The organism is Parafrankia irregularis, assembly GCF_001536285.1.
In the GTDB taxonomy this organism is placed as follows: domain Bacteria; phylum Actinomycetota; class Actinomycetes; order Frankiales; family Frankiaceae; genus Parafrankia; species Parafrankia irregularis.
In genome coordinates this window covers 82,405-101,365 of record NZ_FAOZ01000008.1, presented here as the reverse complement: position 1 = coordinate 101,365, position 18,961 = coordinate 82,405, and the positions used below count along the sequence as shown (strand labels likewise).

Here is an 18,961-nt window from a genome sequence, read left to right as displayed (position 1 = left end):
AACGAAGTCGATCACATCTCAGCCGCTATAGCTAACGAAGGGAATTGTAGGGCTCATAGTTTCTCGACAGGTATCCGATTCCGCCAATCGCGCCGCCAATCAAAGTGCCAGGAATCGCAGGGACTCCCCTTCCTGTAATCCCGCAGCCGCACCCATTATGCCTCCGGCGGCGACGCTGCCCCAACCCCGACATGCCCCACGACGGTCTCGCTCGCGCCGGCCTTCTTGGCAACACCAGCCGCGATATCCGGCAAAAAGGCCGCAAACGCCGTACACGGTGGTGACGTTGTCCCTGGTGATCGACCGCCAGTGCGTGTCACCGTCGGCCAGCCGGGTCCAGCGTTCGATCCGGGCGAACAACCCCTTCGACCCGCGGCCGGCACCGGTCGACGCGGAAGCCGGACTCGATCCGGCTCACCCGTGCCCAGTCCCGCTCCCGGGTCGCGGGCCGGCACCAAGTCCTCGGCGTCGAAGACGAGGAAGACGTCGGATTCCGCCGCGGCGTCGTAGCGGGGCAACCCCTTGTCCGTCTTACGCGTGACCGAGGGCAGCGCCAGCAACCATCCGAAACCGAACAGCCCGTTGCCCCGACCGAAATCGTTGGACAAGGTCAGCGCTGGCCCGAAGCCCGACCTTCCCGGGCTGGTCGCGACCGGTACCGGGCTCACGGAGAACTTCTCCCCGATCCCCCCGGATCGCCCCGCCGCCCTTGGGTAAGGAAACTGTCGGAGGGGGGAGCGGGGGACGATGCCGGCGGCCGTCCTGCGGCGTCGTCGGCCCTACCGACCTGGCTTTCCCCGCCAGCTGATCGTGCTGCCTCGCGGGAGGATGCCGCGGCGGGTCTGGGCGTCAACATGATCACCCCGTAAGATCAAGTTGCACTGGACGCGCTGCGCGAGTGTCCCACGCGCGCGGAGGGTACGAGGCCCGCATTCGCCAGGAGCTGGGGGGTCGGCCGGCGGCGCAGGGGCAGCGGCCAGTTCTCCAGCTCGCTGAGACGCGCGCCGGTCATCGGGGCTTTGCCGTGCGGGTCGAGGCCGGTGCGGGCGGCGTGGGCGTTGATCCGGCCGGCGGCCTGTTGCTGGGTCCAGCCGTGTGCGATCCGGTACGCGGCGCGGGGACGGTAGTTGTAGCGGCGGGCGACCTTGATCGCGATCTCGTCGTGAGACATGCCGACGGCGCGCATTCGCTCCCGCAACTCGTCCTGCTCGACGCGATGGCTGGGCGTGGCCACGACGGTCGCGAGTCCCTTCCGTGACAGCGTGTCATCTCGCGATTCCGGCGGCCTGTCCACGGTAGTCCATCGATCACGCCCGGGGCCGGTGGGGGTGGTATCGCCGCGAAGCGATTGCCGTTGCCGTGGGTGTTTTCCCAGCTCACACGGGATCGGGAGAGACGAACAGCTTCTTCGCGTTCGAGGGAATGACCGGCGGCATGGCTGGGGCGATGGTGGAACGGTTCCGCTTCACCTACCGTCAGTGAGGGCCGTTCCCATGATGTGGATCGCCGACGCCACACTCCGCGACCATCCCCCCGGACCCAGCGCCACCTGCACCGACCGGATGGAGCCGGCGGTGCCGACCGGCCAGAGGCCACTACGGAGTAGCCGGCTGGTCGCAGGCGCATCCATGACGGGCGCGACGGGCTTCGCCGTGGGTGGGCCTGCAGGTCCGGGCGGTGCGAGGGGCGACGACTGCGTCCTGCCGTGGAGCGGGGAGCAGGAGCGGTGAGCCAGCCGCCCGGCTGCCCGGCCTGCTGGCCGGAGGCGGATGTGCGGTGGCTGGTCGCGGACACGCAACGGCGGATCGTGTCCGCGACCGCGGAACTGTGGCCGCAGTTTCGGGTGGACGTCGGGCCGCTGTTCACGGCGGGCACCACGTTCGCCAGTCGGGTCCAGGTCGGGGGGTCCGTGGTGTGCGCGGCGGTGCGACCTGGGGGTGCGCTGTCGCGTGTCGTCCGTGGCGACCACGGTGATCTCGCCGCAGTGCGTGCGGATGACCGCGGGTGCGCGGACCAGGCGCAGGCGCAGGCAGAGCAGCTCACCGCGCTGGCCGCGCACAGCGGGCTGCGGGTGGCCGCCCCGACCGCCCTGGCCGGCGGGGTGCTGTTCACCCCCTGGGTGGGGGGGCCGAGCCTGGCCGCCCGCGTGCAGGCCCAGCCGGCGATGCTGACCGAGCTGCTGGCCACGTTGATGGACGACCTGAGCGAACTGCACCGCGATCCGGCGCGACAGCTGCGGCAGGCCGCGGCACCGGCCCAGGCCCGCGGCCTGCCCCGGATGGTCACCGCGGCGCTGGAGCACACGACGGATCACTTCCACGCCGACCGGGCGCCGGCGGGGGAGGTCGGGGAGCTGCGGGCGCTCGCGGGCAGCCTGTCGATGCGGCTGGGTCGGCTGGCCGCCCAGTGGGATCCCGCGGCCTACCCCAGCGCCGGACTCGCCTTCGGGAACCTCTCTCCCGGCCACGTGCTGTATCCCGACGGTTCGCCGGCGCCGATGCTGATAGCACCCTCGCTCGGGCCCGAGGGGGAACCTGCGGACACCGGGACGCTGCTCGGTCACCTGCATCTGCTGGCTGTCGGTGCTGCGCCGCACATTCGGGCGGATCTTGTCGAAGGTCTCGAAGCCTGGCTCTCCGGCCGGCTGGCGGCCTGCCGGGACCAGTGGAGAGGCTGGCTGTCTGCCGTCCTCACGGTCTGGGCGGCCACCGTCTTCGACACGGCCGTCACCGCTCTGACGCTGCCCGCCGCGCTGCCGTTCGCACCCGTCGCCGCCGCGCTCCGGACCGATCCCTTGCCGGCGCTGGCCGCTCTCGATGTGCTGACGCGCGAGCTACGCCGCCGCGGCACCGATGCGGCGTTGAACGCCACCCTCAGCGCGCTCGCCGGCGCCGCCGGCACCGCGGCCGACGGCGCTGACCTCACCGCAACAGCCACACCCCGCTGATCTCGCCAACCCTGTTCGCGCTCCCGTTCACAACCCGAGGTGAATCTGCATGGCCACGACTCTCCGCCCGTCGCCGGACAACCGGTCCCTACCCGAATCTGGCCCCAGTGGTGCCCCGGCCCACGGGGCATCGTCGCCGACGCCCATACCGATCCGGTGATCACCGGCGAACGGCAGGCCGGCCGCCGCGTAGGCGAACAAGCGCCCTACCATGCGGGCGTCGCGTTCGAGCGGCTTCGTCGCACCGCCGTCGATCTCCTGGATGTTCACGTTCAGCGCGATGGCGTGTGCGCGGGCTGCGGAGGCGCCTGGCCGTGCGGCACGGCGGTACTCGCCGAGCACAACCTCGCGCTCGTCCACGAGACCGCCCCTGACCCATCCCCGTCTACGCCCCCGCTACGTGAGGGCGCGACCAGGCTCGCGACCCTCTGCCGGGAGAACCCCGTGACCACCACCGCTGCCACCCCATCCGCCCCCGTCGAACCGCCCGACCAGCTGCTGCCGCACCGCATCTGGCATTACCCCGCCGCCCCGCGGTCCGCCTCCGATGCCCGCCGCCACGTGACAACCCAACTCCACCACTGGGGCCTCGACAGCCTGACCGACACGGCCGCCCTCGTGACCTCCGAGCTGGTCACGAACGCGCTTGCCGCCAGCCAGCACGCACGCCACAGCGGGGACGACGACCTGACCTCCCGCATCGCGATGCGCCTGACCTACAGCCCCCAGGACCTGATCGTCGAGGTGTGGGACGCAGGCACTGGCCGCCCGACCCGCCGAGCCGCCGGGCCCGACGCCGAGGACGGCCGCGGCCTGCACCTGGTCACCGCCCTGAGCGGGCACAGCGGCCACTACCAGGCCCGGGTCCGCACCGCCGCCGGCTACCGGCCGAAAGGCAAGGTGACCTGGGCAAGCCTGCCGCACACAACCCCATCCGCCCAGGTGCCGCGGGACACCGCCGCGGGGGATCTCCCTCGGCGCGCGACATCCCCCGGCCTCACCGAGACGGCACAGGACCCGGTCGTGTTCGACCTGGCGCTGCTGCAACGAGTACGCGATGGCCTGCGCAACCTCGACGACGGGACCCACCTCCGCACCAGCAGCCACCCCCACCGTCCCGGAGCAGGCGGCACAGCATGACCCGCCCCGCCGAGCGTTCCTGCCCACCGTGGTGCGCGCAGCCCGCCGGCCACCTGGTCACCGAACCCGCCGGCCCCGGCGACTACCACATCTCCGCGTTCACGGTCATCGACCTGCCACAGATCCCCGGCCTGCGGGACACCACCGCGATCCAGGTCGCGATCGAGCAGTACGTCACCGCCACGACCACCCACCAGCCCATGATCGCCATCGGGCTGGGTGCCGACGACGCGGACAACGAAGCCCTCACCCTCGATGAGATCGACGCCCTCATCTCGGCCCTCACCCGCGCGGTCGCCCACGTCCGTGCCACCGCGCCGTGCCACACACAGGACGATCATGGCCCCGTCTGACACGCCTCGGGGCACACCCCGATCCGGTGCGGTCGCCGATCCACCGACGCACCCTGCCGACCCCAGCGGTCCGCGCATCCACCCAGCGGCAGCCAGTCGGGCGGCCGGGCCACGCAGCGGCAGGCCCGGGACCGGCCCGGCACCGACCGCCGCCAGGCCCCCACACTCCGCACGCTCCGTGCCGATCGCGGTCACCGCGCACCTGCTCCTGATCGACCAGACGGGACGGATCCTGCTACAGCAGGCGGCGAACGGCCGGTGGGGCCTGCCCGCGACCGAGCTGCGCTTCGACGTCTCACCCCAACGCCATGTCGTCGCCTTCGCCGGGAGGGATCTGGGGATCGAGATCGCCGAACGCGATCTCCTGCTTGCCCACGTCAGCGCGCACAGAACCACCGAACGCGACACGGTTCGCCTGGTCTTCAGCGTCGGCGTGTGGAACGGCGAACCCGCCCAAAGCGCCTGGCGTCAGTGGGCCTCTCCCGGTAGACCCCCTGAGCGGATGGCCACCTGGGACGCCCAGGCCCTTCCGGTGCTCCTCACCATCACGCCCTACACCGAGATCGGCTGGGCCAGCCCGGACTGGCCCGTCCTGCCCTGACATCCCATGATCATTCTTTTCTACTGGGCTCCAACCTCGCTGCCCGCGGACCTACCCCCTGGGACGCACCACCCCGTCTCTGGAGGGGAAGCGTCACGTGACCCGGCAGCCGAGCCAGCCCGCCGCCTTCACCCCTCGACGCCGAAGCCGACGCCCATGACACCCCCGCGCACGGTCCCACCCATGCTCCGACCGGTCGTCCTGCTCGCCCGGATGCGCGATCTCCTCCCGCCCACCGAGCTGGCAGACGTGCTCGCCGCCTTCATCCCGCCCATTGACCCCGCGGGCCCGGCCTGGATTGACCTCTGCGCGGCGCTGGACGCCTATGACCACGCAGCTGACCAGGGACTGGACCTGGACGAGGCATGCCAGCAGGTCGACGTCGCCGCGATGATCGCGGGGTCTGGAGCCGACGGTCTGCCGCCCTCGGCGACGAACAACGGGCGCCGCATCACGGCGTTCACGCAGCTCAGGCCGGTGGCCACCAGGCGAACAGAACGTTCCCTCCGCGGGGAACGACACGGCGATTAATCCAGCTGATCATTCTGTTTGTTTGCCTGCCCGCGGGAGGTAGGTACCGCCTCAACACCAGGAGTGGCCGTGGCTTCGCAGCACCTGTCCGGGACGACGGACACGAGCCGGAGCGCCCTCCGTACCGGCGAGTGGACCGAGTCGGACCTGCTCATCGCCCGCCACTTCGATCAGCCCAACCCCCGTCACCGCCGACCCTGCGCCGGCGAGACCGTCGTCCTCGCTGGTGCCAGCGCCCGGCCCGGACAGGACCTGGTCGCGCTCAGCCCGACCCCAGGGCTGATGACGGGCGCGCTGACGGCGGTCTGCCCCGGGGGCAGCGTCACCGCCGTCGCCCCGACCGCCTCAGCTCTGGCCCTGATCCGGCCAACTCCGGAAACCCGCTATCGGTGGGGATCCGTGTGGGACCTCACCGATCTACCTCTCCTCGACGCCAGCGCCGACGCCGTGATCGGCCGCACCGTCCTGGCGCCGCTCGGCCATCCCCGCCGCATGCTGATCGACATCGCCCGCGTCCTGCGACCAGGCGGACGGCTGTCGATCTGCGAACCGCTGCTCGGCCAGCGAAGCCCGACCGACCTCGACGGACTGAACCGGCACGACCTCGCCCAGGTCATGAAGGTCCTGACAGACGTCCAGCCCGCAGCCCACGCCTTCACCGTGCCCGCCGCGGTCGGTAACGCCCGCCTCGCCGGCCTCGTCCACATCGAGCACATCACCGACACCGTCACCACCAGGATCACGAATGTGGCCGCCGCTGAGGCGGCACTACACGCCCCGGGCCCGGCCGGCGAGTCCGTCTACCAGGCGATCAACCGCGCCCTGGGTGCCGCCTTCGCCCGCCGCTACGCCGACGCGTGGCGCGTAACCGCGCGCCGCCGCCCCCTCGTGCTGACCACCCCGATCGTCTACCTGACCGCCGTCAAGCCAGACACCGGGACCTGACCGCTGGACACGGCCGCGTCGCGCAGGGCGCGGCGCCGCAGACCGCCACCCACGAACCTGACATACGTTCGGGAGCTCACCGATGGCCGCATACCCGCCGCCCACCTTCGACACCACCCGCCCCCACCCGGCCAGGGTGCGGAACTACTTCCTCGGGGGCAAGGACCACTTCCCGGTCGACCGGGAGCACGCCGCCGCCCTCACCTCGATCGTCCCGAACATCGCGGAGGCGACCCATGCGTCCAGGCAGTTCCTGGTCCGCGCGGTCACCTACCTGGCCGTCGACGCGGGCGTGCGGCAGTTCCTCGACATCGGGCTCGGCCTGCCCGTCGAGCACGCCACCCACCAGATCGCCCAACGGGTGGCACCACAGTCACGCATTGTCTACGTCGACAACGATCCGCTCGTCCTAGCTCACGCCCGCGCGCTGCTCATCGGAGGGCCCGGGGGCGTGACCGTCACCGTCGATGCCAACGTCCACGAGCCGAAGGTGATCCTCGGACGCGCGGCCGAGACCCTCGACCTCGCCGAACCCGTGGGCCTGATCCTGACGGCGGTCATGGGTCTGGTCGTCCTCGACGAGGCGTACGCCATCACCCGGACACTCCTGGATGCCCTGGCGCCGGGCAGCTACCTCGTCCTGGACGACGGCACGGTCGACCCGGAGAACGAACAGATCACAGAGCTCGAAGCGCTGTCCGAACGCCACGGATACCGGTACCGCACGCCACGGGAGATCGCCGGATTCTTCGACGGCCTCGACGTCGTCGAACCCGGCATCGTGCCCCCAGCATGCTGGCGAAACGCTCCTGCGCCGGAGGACCCACTCGCGCCGTTCGGGATGTGCGGAGTCGGGCGCAAGGACTGATCGCCAGGCGAACCAGCCCGCAGACGACGGGCAGGCAGGAATTCCCGTTACTGTCCTCTCCGGGCTCTTACGCCTGGAAGGCGTGCCTGTATGTCCCAGATGTCTCTGAGGCGAACACCCGGGCTGCGTGAACCGTAACCGGTTGACTACCCTGATATGGAATCACGCTACGGGTAGACGGCGCAGCGAGCAGCATTCATGTCCGGAGAGGATGTGCGGTGGCTTCATGAGCAAGCTCGGCCGGCGGATGGAGCACGATAAGCTGCGGGCGCCGATGCGCGCGGTCGGCATGTCGCACGGCGAGATCGCCGTTGAGTGCGCCCGCCGCTGCCAGCTGCGGCCCCGAGCGACCAATCGGGTCCCGCAAGGCAGGACCCAAGAGCAGGTCCGCGGTTGTCGGAGCTGGAAAACTGGCCGCAGCCGAACAACTCCCGCCGACCTACCCTCAGATTCTCGCCCTGCTCGCCCAGTCCGCGACATAACGATCATCGCGAGAATCGTCCGCGTCGCGGGCAACTGGGCGATCAGCCAGTCGGATCCGGAGAGGATTGGAGGGCGTTGTCATGACTAGGGCGAGCCAGCGAACGGAGCAGGACGAGCTGCGGGAGCGGATGCGCGCGGTCGGCATGTCCCACGACGAGATCGCGGTCGAGTTCGCCCGCCGATACAAGTTGCGGCCCCGAGCTGCCCATCGCCATGCCCGCGGCTGGACCCAGACGCAGGCCGTGAACCGCATCAACGCCCACGCCGCCCGTGCCGGCCTCGACCCGGACGGCGCTGCCCCCATGACCGCACCGAAGCTGTCGGAACTGGAGAACTGGCCGCTGCCGAGCAACCGCCGCCGGCCGACCCCTCAGCTCCTCGCCCTGCTCGCCGAGGTTTACGACACCAGCATCCACGGTTTGATAGACCTCGACGACCGCGAGCATTTCAACCCCGCCGACCTGCTCCTCATTGACAAGACGTCGAAAACCGCACGGCCGCGGCCGGTAGAACTGTCGGGACAGACGAGGCAACAGAGCGACAGGACCGATGCCGGCGCCATGGCGGAAACCGCCGCCGCCCGGGGAACTCGATTGCTGGTGGAACTGTGCACGAGTCCCGTAGGCCGCCTTTCCGGGGAAACGACAGGTCCCATGACGTGGGAGACGGTACCGACGACAGAGGCGGTGGATATGATCACCAGGGATGATCTCTCCCTTGATCGCCGCGAGGCGGCTCGCGCGATGGCGGACGTGATCGTCGGCGCTGCTCTTCTTGAGGGGGCGGAGCGCTGGCTGAATGCCATCGAGCCACCCGCCGGGCAGCGTCACACCGCTGGTGTCGGCGATGAGGAGATCGAGCAGATTGAGCTGGCCGCGCGAACCTTCCGAGCCTGGGACAACCAGTTCGGCGGTGGCCTTCGAAGGAAGGCGGTCGTGGGTCAGCTCGCTGAGATCGCGGATGAGCTTCGCGACTTCTCGCATCCGCAGAATCTGACCCGGCGGCTGCACGGCGTGATGGCCGATCTTGCTGAGACCGCCGCGACGATGTCCTGGGACTCGGGACAGGGAGGGATAGCGCAGCGCTACTACCTGATCGCTCTTCGATCAGCCAAGGCCGCTGACGATCCCGCGTTCTGCGCGAACATCCTCGCTGGCATGGCCCGGCAGCAGTTCTATCTCGGCCGGACGACCGAAGGACTTGAGCTCGTCCGCCTCGCGCAGGACGTCGCCGGCCCTCGGGCGACCCCGGCGGTACGTGCGATGCTGTTCACGCGTGAGGCATGGGCCTACGCCCAGCAAGGTCGGCTCTTCGCCTTCCGGCGCGCGACAGGCCGGGCGCAGGACGCCTTCCGCGACGTCGACCCGGCCGTTGAACCGCACTGGATCTCTTACTTCGACCAGGCGGAACTGGCCGGCGTCACCGGGGGTCGTCTCCTCGACATCGCGCACCAAGCGCCCGAGTATGCCGACGAAGCAGCCACCTGGTTGAGCCAGGCCGTCCGAGCTCGGGGCGTCGGCAGCGTCCGCAGTACCGCTCTTGATCAGCTCGGGCACGCCGAGATCAGGCTGGTGCAGGGCGAGTTCGACGAGGCGGCACGGTTGGGCCACGCCGCCGTGACAACGGTCGAGCAGACCCGGTCCAGCCGCGTCCGGGTCAAACTAGGCCAGTTCTATCAACATGCCGAAACCAGAACATCCGCCCGCCCGATCGCCGAGCTGTGCGGGAGGATCAAACCCATGCTTCGTGCCGAACAGACGGCGGCCAGGATATGAGACGTGAGGAAGGTCAGGACTTGACCCGCATCGGTGTCACCGGCCACATGGACCTCACTCCCGCGACCGTCCCCCTCGTCCGGGCCGCTCTCACTGCGGCTCTCATGCCGTACGCGCCAGACCTGACCGGCGTCAGCTGCATCGCGGCCGGCGCCGACAGCATCTTCGCCGACGTCGTCCTGGAAATCGGTGGCACACTCGAAGTGATCATCCCTGCCGCCGACTACCGCGCGAGGAAGGTCAAACCCGACCACGCCCATCTGTTCGACGACCTCGTCCGTCGGGCTGCCACCGTGCGGGTCCTGCCGCACGAGGTCTCCGATCGGTCAGCGTACGAGGCTGCGAACGAGGCGCTCCTCGACACCGTCGATCTGCTCATGGCGGTCTGGGACGGCCAGGCTGCCGCGGACCAAGGCGGCACAGCCGCCGTCGTCGCTCACGCCCAGGAGAACGAACGCTCCGTCCAGGTCATCTGGCCAACAGGGGCAGCGCGACAGCGACGACTGTAATCCTGGTTTGGCTCGGACAAGGCGGCCTCGCGGTCGCCGGTCATGCATCCCATCCGACCACAGGGCGGGCACCCCTTTGGCTGCCTCCGCCAAGATTGCTGTAGCCGGGTGAGAAGAGTGGTCGACGGTCGTAGATCGTCGGCCTTACCGTGAATCATGCGTTGGCGGCGAAGGACCAAGCCCGAGCACCACGGTCCCTCCGCCGGCGATGAAACCCGCCCGCCGGGCGTCACGCGGGAAAAGTATGCCGAGGCGATCCGGGACGCGTTGCGCGCCGCTGAGTGTGCCGAACACGGCGAGCGGCACGGCGGGTTCATCGTCGAATCCCAGGAGAAGCACGAGGCGCTTCGCGTGCGCTGCGTCACCGACGACGTTCTCGACCGTCCTGTTGAGGAACAGCGCTACCGGCATGTCCTGGCCGCCGCCGGGTTCGGTGTGGTGACCGGTGTCGAGGATGGCGGCGGGCTGTGGGTCTGGCCGGTCGGGGTTCGACCGGTAGTGCCCCGGCCGTCGCCGCGGGAGCTGGCCGAGGACTGGCTGCGCACCCTGACGATTACCGGCGAACCAGGCATCACGCCAGCGCGGGCGACGGAGCTGATCGCGCAGGTCAACCAGCCGCGCAAACTCGGTGTGCGGATGCGTACCCCGTTGCCCCCGGAGGACGTGCAGATCCTGGAGGACGCACTAGCCTGGCACGCCGAGGTGCGCACCCGTGAGGTTGGGCTGCATCTGCTGCTGGAGGGCCTGCTGATTGGCTGGCTGGCCGACGCGACCGGACAGGAGCGTGCCGCGATCGTGCAACGCCTGGCCCTGGCGGTGGAGAACTTGCTGCCTCCGGATGCCGGCTCCTCAACTGGTTGAACGGGTAAGTGGGGCCGGAACGTGCGAATGCGGGGCTGTCTTCCGCTGCTGTAACACGGCGGGACCGCGGCGCGCTCTGACCTGAGCGGAGTCAGCCGAACGAATCAGCGGGTTCGAGCCGAAGAAGTACGCCACGCCGCTGCCGTCGCCGCAGGTCAGCGGCGCTGTACGGACCCGAAGCGGATGTTCGTTTCACGGGGAATGACGGGCGTGCGGTCGGTTGGAAAGCTGACGACGTTCAGCGTCGGCGCGTCAGCTTGCCGTCACGATGGCGGCGGTCGGCTGGATCGGTCGTCGAGGCCCTACATCGAGGAGGACCTGATGATCGCCACTTCTCTGCCCCCGCCAGCTGCGGATACCGCGACGACGCCCGGCCGTGATGAGATCTACACACGTGCCGCCGAGCCTGTCGCCTTCACCGACGGGCACCATTTCCAGCTGAGGGCCCCGATGGATCTGGACGCGGTCGCGACCGCGGCTACAGGCCCGTTGTCGGTGATTCTTCAGGTCACGAAGAAATGCAATTTCGACTGCTCGTTCTGCTCCGATACACTTCAGGAGCCGGACCCCTCGCTGGGCGCGCTGGAGCGGATGCGGGACAACCTGGCCGGGATGCCTCGGGTGTTCCTGTCCGGTGGCGAGCCGTTGCTGCGCCGGGACTTCGTCGACATGTTCGCGGGGACGGTGCTCGGCGTGCCGACCAACGCGACCCGCGCACCGCCAGTTCACTCGAACCAAGCGAACCTATTGATCGCCCTGGGGATCCATAGCGCAGCCTTCCGAAAGGATTAATAATCGCGATGAATGAGCGCGAGTTCCATACCGTCGTGGTGGGAGCAGGCCCCGGCGGATTAATGGCGGCGCACCGAAGTGACGTGCCCGCGCCAGGACTTCTCCTCCTCGACGGAGGGGACGATGTGGACGATCGCGTTAGCGTCATGCGGTCGGGAGATCGACGTGATGTCGTGACCAGGGGTTTCGGGGGCGCCGGCCTGTTCTCCGATGGAAAACTGTGCCTGTCTCCGCGGATCGGAAGCACCGTCAGTCACAGATTTCCCCCAGCTCTCGTCTCGAAGCGTCAGCACGCGATCGATGAGATTCTTCGCTCCGGTGAACGGGCAGACCTTCACGGCTCCGACGCGGAGGCCGCAAAAGGTTTGGAGGAACTAGCCGAGACCGCCGGCCTGGAGTATGTTCACTATCCGGTCCGACACGTAGGAACCGACCAGCTTCCACGGATGCTCAAGCGGCTGAGAATTCGCCTGTCTGGGAATTCTACTATCGCCTGCCGTACGACCTGTCTGGACCTTCGCCCGTCGGGACGTCGCGATTTCCGGTGGGAGCTGGAGCTGGACGGCCCAGTTTTCAAGCGGGTCCATGCGGTCAACGTTGTCCTGGCCCCCGGGAAAGTAGGAGCATCGTGGCTCGGGGAGGTTGGCCGCGCCCTCGACCTGCGCCGCGACCCGGCACGACCGAAGATCGGTTTTCGATTGGAGGGGGCGAAGGAATTTCTCGCACCTCTCCTGAAGGTCGCTACTGATCCCAAAGTCATCTGGAGCGGACCCGACGGGGTGGAGGCGCGGACCCATTGCGTGTGCTACGGCGGCAATGTGGTCCCTGCCGACTATCACGGCCTGCTGCTCGTGGGCGGGCATGCGACCTCCACCCACGCCGAGAACCGTTCGAACAGTGCCATCATCGCTACGGCCGGGCGCAGGCTTCCCCTCAGCGTAGCGGATGTCCGAGGGCTCGTGACCGGGATCAACAGCCGCTACGGCGGTCTGATGAGCCAACGTCTCGGCGATTTCCTCTCGAACGAGGACGTGGCCGCCGGCCGGGCGGTACGCGGTTTTTCGCCGAGCCTCCCCGGAGCTACTCCCGGCGACTTCACCACCGAATTCCCGGCCGAAATAGTTCATGTCCTGCAGTCATACCTTCACCGGCTCTCCACCATGTGCCCTGAAATCCTCAATCCGGAGAATGTCCTTTACGGGCCGGCGGTAGAGCGTTGGGCTTCCCGTTTCACCGTCAATGACGACATGTCAGCCCCTGGCCATCCAGGACTGTATCTCGTGGGCGATGGGCCCGGACTGACCGGAGGAATCATCGGCGCCGCCGAAACCGGCTGGATCGCGGGCGACGCGATCACCGCCGAGGCGCACCGCTAGATATCTATCGAAAACTGTCAGTTCCTTCAATCCGGAGGGCTCCAATGGCGAATCCCACGGACCCGATTTTCTCCCCTGTAGAGCTTTCTATCGACCATGCGCCGATCTGGATCGGTCGGGATCTGCGTCCAGAGATCTATCTTCACCGGATCGATGACGGCCATCGTGCTGATCTGGTTGCGGAAGTGCGCGCTGCCAGTGCACGGCTGGCAGCCAGGGACGTTTTCCGTGACCGCGACCTGACTGGCGAAGATTTCTCTCTGTCGCAGCTGAACACGCACCTAGGCGCGTTGTCTGCAGCCGTCACCAACGGGCCCGGGTTTGCCGTGCTCCGAGGCCTTCCGGTCGACGAGCTCAGTGAACACGAAAGCCTCGTACTGATCCGCGGAGTGGCCGCTCAGCTGGGACGAATCGCGACGCAGAGCCGTGACGGGCAGCTCATCCGCCACGTTCGCGCCGGTCACACTCTCGGTGACGGTCGGGTGCGGGGACACCAGACAGCTGAGCGACTGTGGTTCCACACCGACGGTGCCGACGCGGCCCTTCTGCTGTGCTTGCGTGCCGCCGACCGGGGTGGTTTGAGCCGCGTGGCCTCCGCCGCGGCCGTGCACAACGCGATGCTGGCGGATGCACCGGACCTCGTCGCCGAGCTCTACCAGCCATTTCACTTCCATATGGCCGGGGGGAACATCCCTGGCGGCCCACCGACGTTCATCTCAACGATCTTCTGCCTGCACCGCGAGCAATTTAGTACTCGCTTCGTGCGGCACACGCTGCTGGAGACGCAGAAGATAACCGGCGCACCCCTGTCGTCGCGGGCGCTTGCCGCGTTCGACCTCCTGGACGAGGTCGCGGACCGCCTGGCCTGCGACATGGAACTCCAGCCCGGTGATCTCCAGATCGTGCACAATCACTGCGTCCTGCACTCCCGCACGGCCTACACGGATTCCGATCCGCGGCTGGCGCGGCATCTGCTGCGGTGCTGGATCAGTTTGCCGGTGGCCGACCGGCGGCCCGGTGCCGTCGAACGGGGCCTGCGCGGCGGATGGCTCACCGACGATCTCCAGCGCGTCGCCGCATCCACCTGGACGCCGCCATCGGTCCCCGCCGGCCCCGCAGGCGGAAGCGCGTGAGCGGCACGCGGCCATGGCGGCACGAGCTTGCCGCTGTTCTCGATCGCCTCGCGGCTGATCGCCGCGACGCTCCGGCGATGATCGACTCCGCAGGCCCGCTTACCTTCAACGAACTGCACCAGCGGGCTCGCGACAGGTCCCGGAATCTCGATCACTGCTGCCGTCGGCTGCGTCCCCTCACAGCCAGATCGGATGCCGACTTCCTCGTCGACGTGTTCGCGACCTGGCTGGCCGGGGGAATCCCCCTGCCACTGCCGGCCCACGGTGCCTCGGAGCTGGCGCGCACTTTGCCGCGTACCCCGGGCGCCGGATGCGAGCCGTGGAAGGCTGTCCTCGGCATCGACGAAGGTCGTTACCGTCTCCTGGTCACCCACGGGGAGCCGCCGAGCGTCCCACGGAAGGCGCTCGCGCTCGGCATGCGGCCCGACGGCTGCGCGTTGATCAGTTCTCCGTTACACCTCAACGGTCCGTTCGAGTTCGCCGTGCGGCAGATTCTGCTCGGTGGCACCGTTGTGATCTGCCCGGTCTTCACCCCCGAAGTCTGGGCCACGTATGCGGACCGGCATCGGCCGAGCTGGATCTTCCTGGTCCCCACCCAGTTACGTCGGCTGTTCGACGACGTCGGCGAGACCGTGGTCGCCCAGGCCGCCGCTTCGGTGGACAGGCTGGTGTATTCGTCCCAGCCCTGTCCGCCCGATCTCCGTGCCCGTCTTCTCGCCGTGTTCGGCGCCGAGCGGATCGCGGAGTACTACGGTTCCGCCGGGTACGACGGCACACTCCGCATCGGTGACGCCGCAGGCGGCGTCCCGATCAACGGGGCCGAGATTCGGATCTGCGGACCGGACGGTGCACCGGCCCCGGCGGGGACCGTCGGCACGGTCGAGGCGCGCAGCGGCGTGGGGCTCGCCAGCCATTTCCTCCCCGAGGGATGCCCACCACCCGGCGCCTGGCACACCGTCGGTGACCAGGGCCATGTCGACAGCACAGGGCGGCTGCATCTCGCCTCCGTCGCCGTGTCCGGACGGGCCATCGTCGGCGGTGTCAACGTCGCCCTCGAACACGTCCACGCAGTACTCGCCGCGCACCCCGCGATCGACTACTGCACGGTGTCCGCAGTCCCCGACACCGTCTACGGCCACCGGCTGATCTCCGAGGTCCAGACACGGGCCCCGACGCTCACCACGGAGAAGCTCCACGCCTACTGCGCCGCCCGCCTTGCCGCGCCCGAGCGCCCCGTCCGTCTTGATCTGATCCGTCCCAGTCCGCCGGAGGCGACTGCCCATGCCGTCGATCTGTGACCTCTGCGCCGCTCTCGACCTGGCCGTGATCGACTGCGCGTTGCAGCGGCATCTGGCCAGGGCGCAACCTCGCGTCCTCGCGGCGAATGCGCATGCCTGCGCGATCCCGACCATCGGGGCCTATACGGCCGGCTACCTGCTCCTCGTCCCCAGATCCCATGTCCTGTCTCTCGGAGGTCTCGATCGGGACGCCCGAGCCGGCGTCGACACACTGATGCGCGAGATGGCTGTGCGGCTCGCCGAGCGGTACGACAGGCCGGTGCTCGGCTTCGAGTACGGCCTGAACGCCGCCGGGCAGCGCCGGATCGAACATGGGCACCTCCATCTCCTGCCCACCACGGCGGATCTGCACGGCTGGCTGGCGGACCGGCTCACCGGCTACCCCATCGCCTCCCTCGCAGACCTTCCCACCGACCCGACCAACTCCTACATCACCGTTCGTGATCAGAGCGGTGCGCTGGCCGTCTACCCGGTCCCCACCGACACGCAGCCACGCATTCGGCTGCGGCACGTCGTCGCCACGCTCGACCCGCGGCTGGAGGAGGGCGCCTGGGACTGGGAAGCCGCCCCGCACACCGATCTCATCCGCCGCACCGTCGACGACCTTGCGCCCGTCACGGCCAGGCAGATGTCATGACGACCCCATGGACCCTCACGGCCCTCTGGCAGCACATTGCGACACTGCAGCCCCACACGACTGCGCTGGTCCACCGCGACCTGGCGTGGACCTGGGCGGAGTTCGACACCGCGGCAGCGGCCGTCGCGGACGACCTGCGCCTGCGAGGAGTGGCACCCGGCCAGGTCGTCGCTCTCTGCCTGCCCAACGTCCCTGAGCATCTCGTCAGCCTCGCTGCCGTTCTGCGTCTTGGTGCGACACCCGCACAGCTCAACCCGCGTCACCGCTCCCGTGAACTCGACCAGCTGCTCCGCCTCCTGCGACCCGCCGCGACGATCTCCGACCCGGACTCCGGCTCTCACATCGCCGCGCTCCACGCCAGCGACCGTCTCCGCGAGGCAACACAGATCCGGCCGCTTGGCGCCCACCTACTGCTCGTGGCCAGCGCAGCTGAGCGCCTCTCCTCGGTGCCGCCGCGGGATGAATCAACCGAGCACATCATGATCAAATGTACGGGTGGAACCACCGGGACTCCCCAGGCCGTGGCCTGGCGTGTCGTCGACATCCTCACCAATCTCAACGCCCACAACCCCTGGGCCCGCCATGACCTGACCCGTTCTCCGGCGCGGACCACCTTGGCTCTGGCCGACGCTCGTATCGTCGTCGCCAGCCCCCTGAGCCACGGCTCGGGTCTGACCCGGGCACTGGGCGCGCTGTGCGCCGGCGGGATGGTCATCACCGTGCCCGGGGCCTCCTACGATCCCGCCGGAGTGCTCGACGCGGTCATACGGCACCGCGCTGACACTCTGGCCATCGTCGGCGACGCCTACGCGCGCCCCCTCATCGACATCATCCGCACACGCTCTGAAGTCGACCTATCGACCTTGCGCACCGTCACCTCCTCGGGTGCGCCCTGGACCACCGAAGCCAAAACCGAACTCCTCGCCCTGGTTCCGCATCTGCGACTGGTCGAGACCTTCGGCGCCACCGAGGCCACCGGCCTGGGATCGTCCCTTGCCCGCTCCGGGCAGGTGCCTGCAACCGGGCACTTCGACCTCGGCCGCCACGCCCAGGTCTTCGGCGCGGATGGAACACCGACCCGCGTCGGCGAAATCGGCCGTGTGGCCGTCCACGAACCGCTCCCAGCCGGTATTCACCCTCAGGGCGCCCTTCCGGCCGACCGCTATGTCCACTCCGATGACGGACGCACCTACCTCCTGTCCGGAGATCTCGTCCGACTTCTGCCGTCCCGGAAGATCGAGCTGCTCGGCCGTGGGCAGGACTGCATCAACACCGGCGGCGAGAAGGTCTACGCCCCCGAGGTCGCTGCCGCGCTCCTCGCTCATCCCCATGTCGCTGACGCCGCTGTCCTCGCCGTTCCCGACACGCGGCTCGGCAGCGCCGTCGGCTGCGTCCTGCAGCTCCGCGCTGGCGGCAGACTCGCGCAGGTGCTCGGCGACATCCGCGGCGACCTCGCCGGCTACAAGATCCCACGGGTGGTCCGGGTCGTTGCCGCCATACCCCGAACCCCGGCGGGGAAGGTCGACCTCGTCTGCGCCCGCCAGCTTCTCGGCGACCAGGAGGCCAGCTCATGACAACACCCGACATCACCGCGTGGGCTGACCTCATCACGCTCGCCGAGCAGGAACAGCACGCGCTCCTCGCCGTCCTGACCCGGCTCGCCACCGACTCCCAGCTCGAATCCCAGGTCGCCGCGGCCCTGAACTACCCCGACTGGCCTCTGCCCCTGACGCTGTTCCCGAGCAGGGCCGCGCACCTCACCGCCAGCACACCCGAACTCGCCGCCTACGCAGCTGTTTCCACCTCCGCGACCGCGCAGGTCCTCGAGACACTGAGCCGATGGGGCTGGCCGCCTCCAAGCCACCCTGCGGCCCGCGACGCCGCCTGGCTGCTCCTCCAACACTCCGACACCGAGGCCGAGACCCGTCGCGATCTTCTCCATGACATGGCGGACGCCTGGGAACATCGCGGAGCAGACCCTCGGCATCTGGCGCTTCTGACCGACCGGGACCGTTCCCTGCGCGGCGAGGAGCAGCGGTACGGAACGTTCGTCCTCGTCCGTGACGATCGCCCATGCTTCCTTTACCCCACCGCCGAAATCAGCAAGGTCGACGATGAGCGGCAGCGAATCGGACTGCCGACTCTGGCCGAGGACACGCCCTACGCCTACTGCCCGATCACTCCCTACCGGCAGGCCCGCAGCGCACCCGTCAACCCGCCGGCACCGGCCACCGTCGCCGTCCTGCCACCACCGCGCGCCCCGCAGCCGACGACGCACAGTCCCGCGGAGGACTCCGCCAACCGTCACGGTGTCTACCTTGCGGCGACACTGCGTGACCGGGAGGAGATCCGGCGCGTCCGCGCCCGCATGCCGCCGCCTCTGGAATCCACCGCTCGCTGGATCGATCTCGACCCCCTCACGCGACCCAGCAGTCAGTTCGACGCGGGCATCGTCCTCAACCAGCTCGCGGCCCAACTCTGCATCGACGACATCGCCCGCGCGAGCCTGCTTCTCGCCTACCCGCTCAGCCGGCGCAGCGACGGCGTCACGACCGAGATCGGCTGTGCGCTCGCCTACGGCAAACCCGTGATCATCGTCAAGGGCTCTCCGCGGTGCAGCTTCGACATGCTGCCATCCGTCACAATCAGTAATGACATTGACAGTGCCCTGGCAGCAGCATGTCGTGCGCTTACCGACGCGGCCTGAGGCGG

General features: G+C 68.9%; 19 protein-coding genes and 2 pseudogenes. 17 read left to right on the top strand and 4 right to left on the bottom strand.

The features are described from left to right. Nucleotides 1–99: 99 nt before the first annotated feature. From AWX74_RS42845 to AWX74_RS15300, 3 genes and pseudogenes are all read right to left on the bottom strand, one after another. Nucleotides 100–360, bottom strand: coding sequence for a SpvB/TcaC N-terminal domain-containing protein (locus AWX74_RS42845; RefSeq protein ID WP_207550336.1), 261 nt, complete (start codon nucleotides 358–360; stop codon nucleotides 100–102). 92 nt (nucleotides 361–452) lie between these two features. Beyond that, nucleotides 453–668, bottom strand: a pseudogene (locus tag AWX74_RS42840) (SpvB/TcaC N-terminal domain-containing protein); the annotation flags it as partial. 266 nt (nucleotides 669–934) lie between these two features. Continuing rightward, nucleotides 935–1,186, bottom strand: a pseudogene (locus AWX74_RS15300) (hypothetical protein); the annotation flags it as partial. Between the two features lie 540 nt (nucleotides 1,187–1,726). Here AWX74_RS15300 and AWX74_RS15290 point away from each other — a divergent pair. Next, complete coding sequence (locus AWX74_RS15290; protein WP_091277151.1) at nucleotides 1,727–2,947, top strand: hypothetical protein; 1,221 nt, start codon at nucleotides 1,727–1,729, stop codon at nucleotides 2,945–2,947. Between the two features lie 27 nt (nucleotides 2,948–2,974). Here AWX74_RS15290 and AWX74_RS15285 read toward each other — a convergent pair whose 3' ends face one another. Next, complete coding sequence (locus AWX74_RS15285) at nucleotides 2,975–3,307, bottom strand: hypothetical protein (RefSeq protein WP_091277148.1); 333 nt, start codon at nucleotides 3,305–3,307, stop codon at nucleotides 2,975–2,977. An 84-nt stretch (nucleotides 3,308–3,391) separates the two neighbouring features. Here AWX74_RS15285 and AWX74_RS15280 point away from each other — a divergent pair, with 84 nt between their 5' ends. The 16 genes from AWX74_RS15280 (at nucleotide 3,392) to AWX74_RS15200 (ending at nucleotide 18,956) form a co-directional block, all read left to right on the top strand. Further along, a complete protein-coding gene (locus tag AWX74_RS15280; protein WP_091277145.1) occupies nucleotides 3,392–4,087 on the top strand; it encodes an ATP-binding protein in 696 nt (231 codons plus the stop codon). Next, nucleotides 4,084–4,440, top strand: a complete 357-nt coding sequence (locus AWX74_RS15275; protein WP_091277141.1) for a DUF6907 domain-containing protein — start codon at nucleotides 4,084–4,086, stop codon at nucleotides 4,438–4,440. Before AWX74_RS15280 ends, AWX74_RS15275 begins: the two co-directional genes overlap by 4 nt. A gap of 178 nt (nucleotides 4,441–4,618) precedes the next feature. Beyond that, nucleotides 4,619–5,041 carry an NUDIX hydrolase gene (locus AWX74_RS15270; protein WP_242666253.1) on the top strand — a complete coding sequence of 141 codons (423 nt, stop codon included), beginning with the start codon at nucleotides 4,619–4,621 and terminating at the stop codon, nucleotides 5,039–5,041. A 183-nt stretch (nucleotides 5,042–5,224) separates the two neighbouring features. Then, nucleotides 5,225–5,572: a hypothetical protein gene (locus AWX74_RS15265; protein WP_091277139.1), complete on the top strand. Its 348-nt coding sequence runs from the start codon at nucleotides 5,225–5,227 to the stop codon at nucleotides 5,570–5,572. 69 nt (nucleotides 5,573–5,641) lie between these two features. Beyond that, nucleotides 5,642–6,517, top strand: a complete 876-nt coding sequence (locus AWX74_RS15260; protein ID WP_242666252.1) for a methyltransferase domain-containing protein — start codon at nucleotides 5,642–5,644, stop codon at nucleotides 6,515–6,517. 82 nt (nucleotides 6,518–6,599) lie between these two features. Beyond that, nucleotides 6,600–7,385, top strand: a complete 786-nt coding sequence (locus AWX74_RS15255; protein WP_091277135.1) for an SAM-dependent methyltransferase — start codon at nucleotides 6,600–6,602, stop codon at nucleotides 7,383–7,385. Nucleotides 7,386–7,948: 563 nt separating this feature from the next. Continuing rightward, nucleotides 7,949–9,643, top strand: a complete 1,695-nt coding sequence (locus AWX74_RS41295; RefSeq protein ID WP_226930789.1) for an NsdA family TPR-like regulatory protein — start codon at nucleotides 7,949–7,951, stop codon at nucleotides 9,641–9,643. Nucleotides 9,644–9,663: 20 nt separating this feature from the next. After that, nucleotides 9,664–10,152: a hypothetical protein gene (locus tag AWX74_RS15240; protein WP_226930790.1), complete on the top strand. Its 489-nt coding sequence runs from the start codon at nucleotides 9,664–9,666 to the stop codon at nucleotides 10,150–10,152. Between the two features lie 156 nt (nucleotides 10,153–10,308). Next, nucleotides 10,309–11,013 (top strand): hypothetical protein, encoded by a 705-nt coding sequence (locus tag AWX74_RS15235; RefSeq protein WP_091277127.1) that lies wholly within the window; start codon nucleotides 10,309–10,311, stop codon nucleotides 11,011–11,013. 183 nt (nucleotides 11,014–11,196) lie between these two features. Beyond that, nucleotides 11,197–11,805, top strand: a complete 609-nt coding sequence (locus tag AWX74_RS41290; protein ID WP_226930791.1) for a radical SAM protein — start codon at nucleotides 11,197–11,199, stop codon at nucleotides 11,803–11,805. Nucleotides 11,806–11,813: 8 nt separating this feature from the next. Continuing rightward, the gene (locus AWX74_RS15225) at nucleotides 11,814–13,181 is read left to right on the top strand and encodes a dehydrogenase (RefSeq protein ID WP_091277125.1); all 1,368 of its coding nucleotides are present in this window, start codon (nucleotides 11,814–11,816) and stop codon (nucleotides 13,179–13,181) included. A 44-nt stretch (nucleotides 13,182–13,225) separates the two neighbouring features. After that, nucleotides 13,226–14,314, top strand: a complete 1,089-nt coding sequence (locus tag AWX74_RS15220; protein ID WP_091277122.1) for a TauD/TfdA family dioxygenase — start codon at nucleotides 13,226–13,228, stop codon at nucleotides 14,312–14,314. Continuing rightward, the gene (locus tag AWX74_RS15215) at nucleotides 14,311–15,612 is read left to right on the top strand and encodes a class I adenylate-forming enzyme family protein (protein ID WP_165615641.1); all 1,302 of its coding nucleotides are present in this window, start codon (nucleotides 14,311–14,313) and stop codon (nucleotides 15,610–15,612) included. The genes AWX74_RS15220 and AWX74_RS15215 overlap by 4 nt, the downstream gene beginning before the upstream one ends. Then, a complete protein-coding gene (locus tag AWX74_RS15210) occupies nucleotides 15,596–16,249 on the top strand; it encodes an HIT family protein (protein ID WP_091277115.1) in 654 nt (217 codons plus the stop codon). The genes AWX74_RS15215 and AWX74_RS15210 overlap by 17 nt, the downstream gene beginning before the upstream one ends. Then, a complete protein-coding gene (locus AWX74_RS15205; RefSeq protein WP_091277112.1) occupies nucleotides 16,246–17,823 on the top strand; it encodes an AMP-binding protein in 1,578 nt (525 codons plus the stop codon). The genes AWX74_RS15210 and AWX74_RS15205 overlap by 4 nt, the downstream gene beginning before the upstream one ends. Beyond that, complete coding sequence (locus AWX74_RS15200) at nucleotides 17,820–18,956, top strand: DUF6624 domain-containing protein (RefSeq protein ID WP_091277108.1); 1,137 nt, start codon at nucleotides 17,820–17,822, stop codon at nucleotides 18,954–18,956. The genes AWX74_RS15205 and AWX74_RS15200 overlap by 4 nt, the downstream gene beginning before the upstream one ends. The last annotated feature ends 5 nt before the right edge of the window (nucleotides 18,957–18,961 follow it).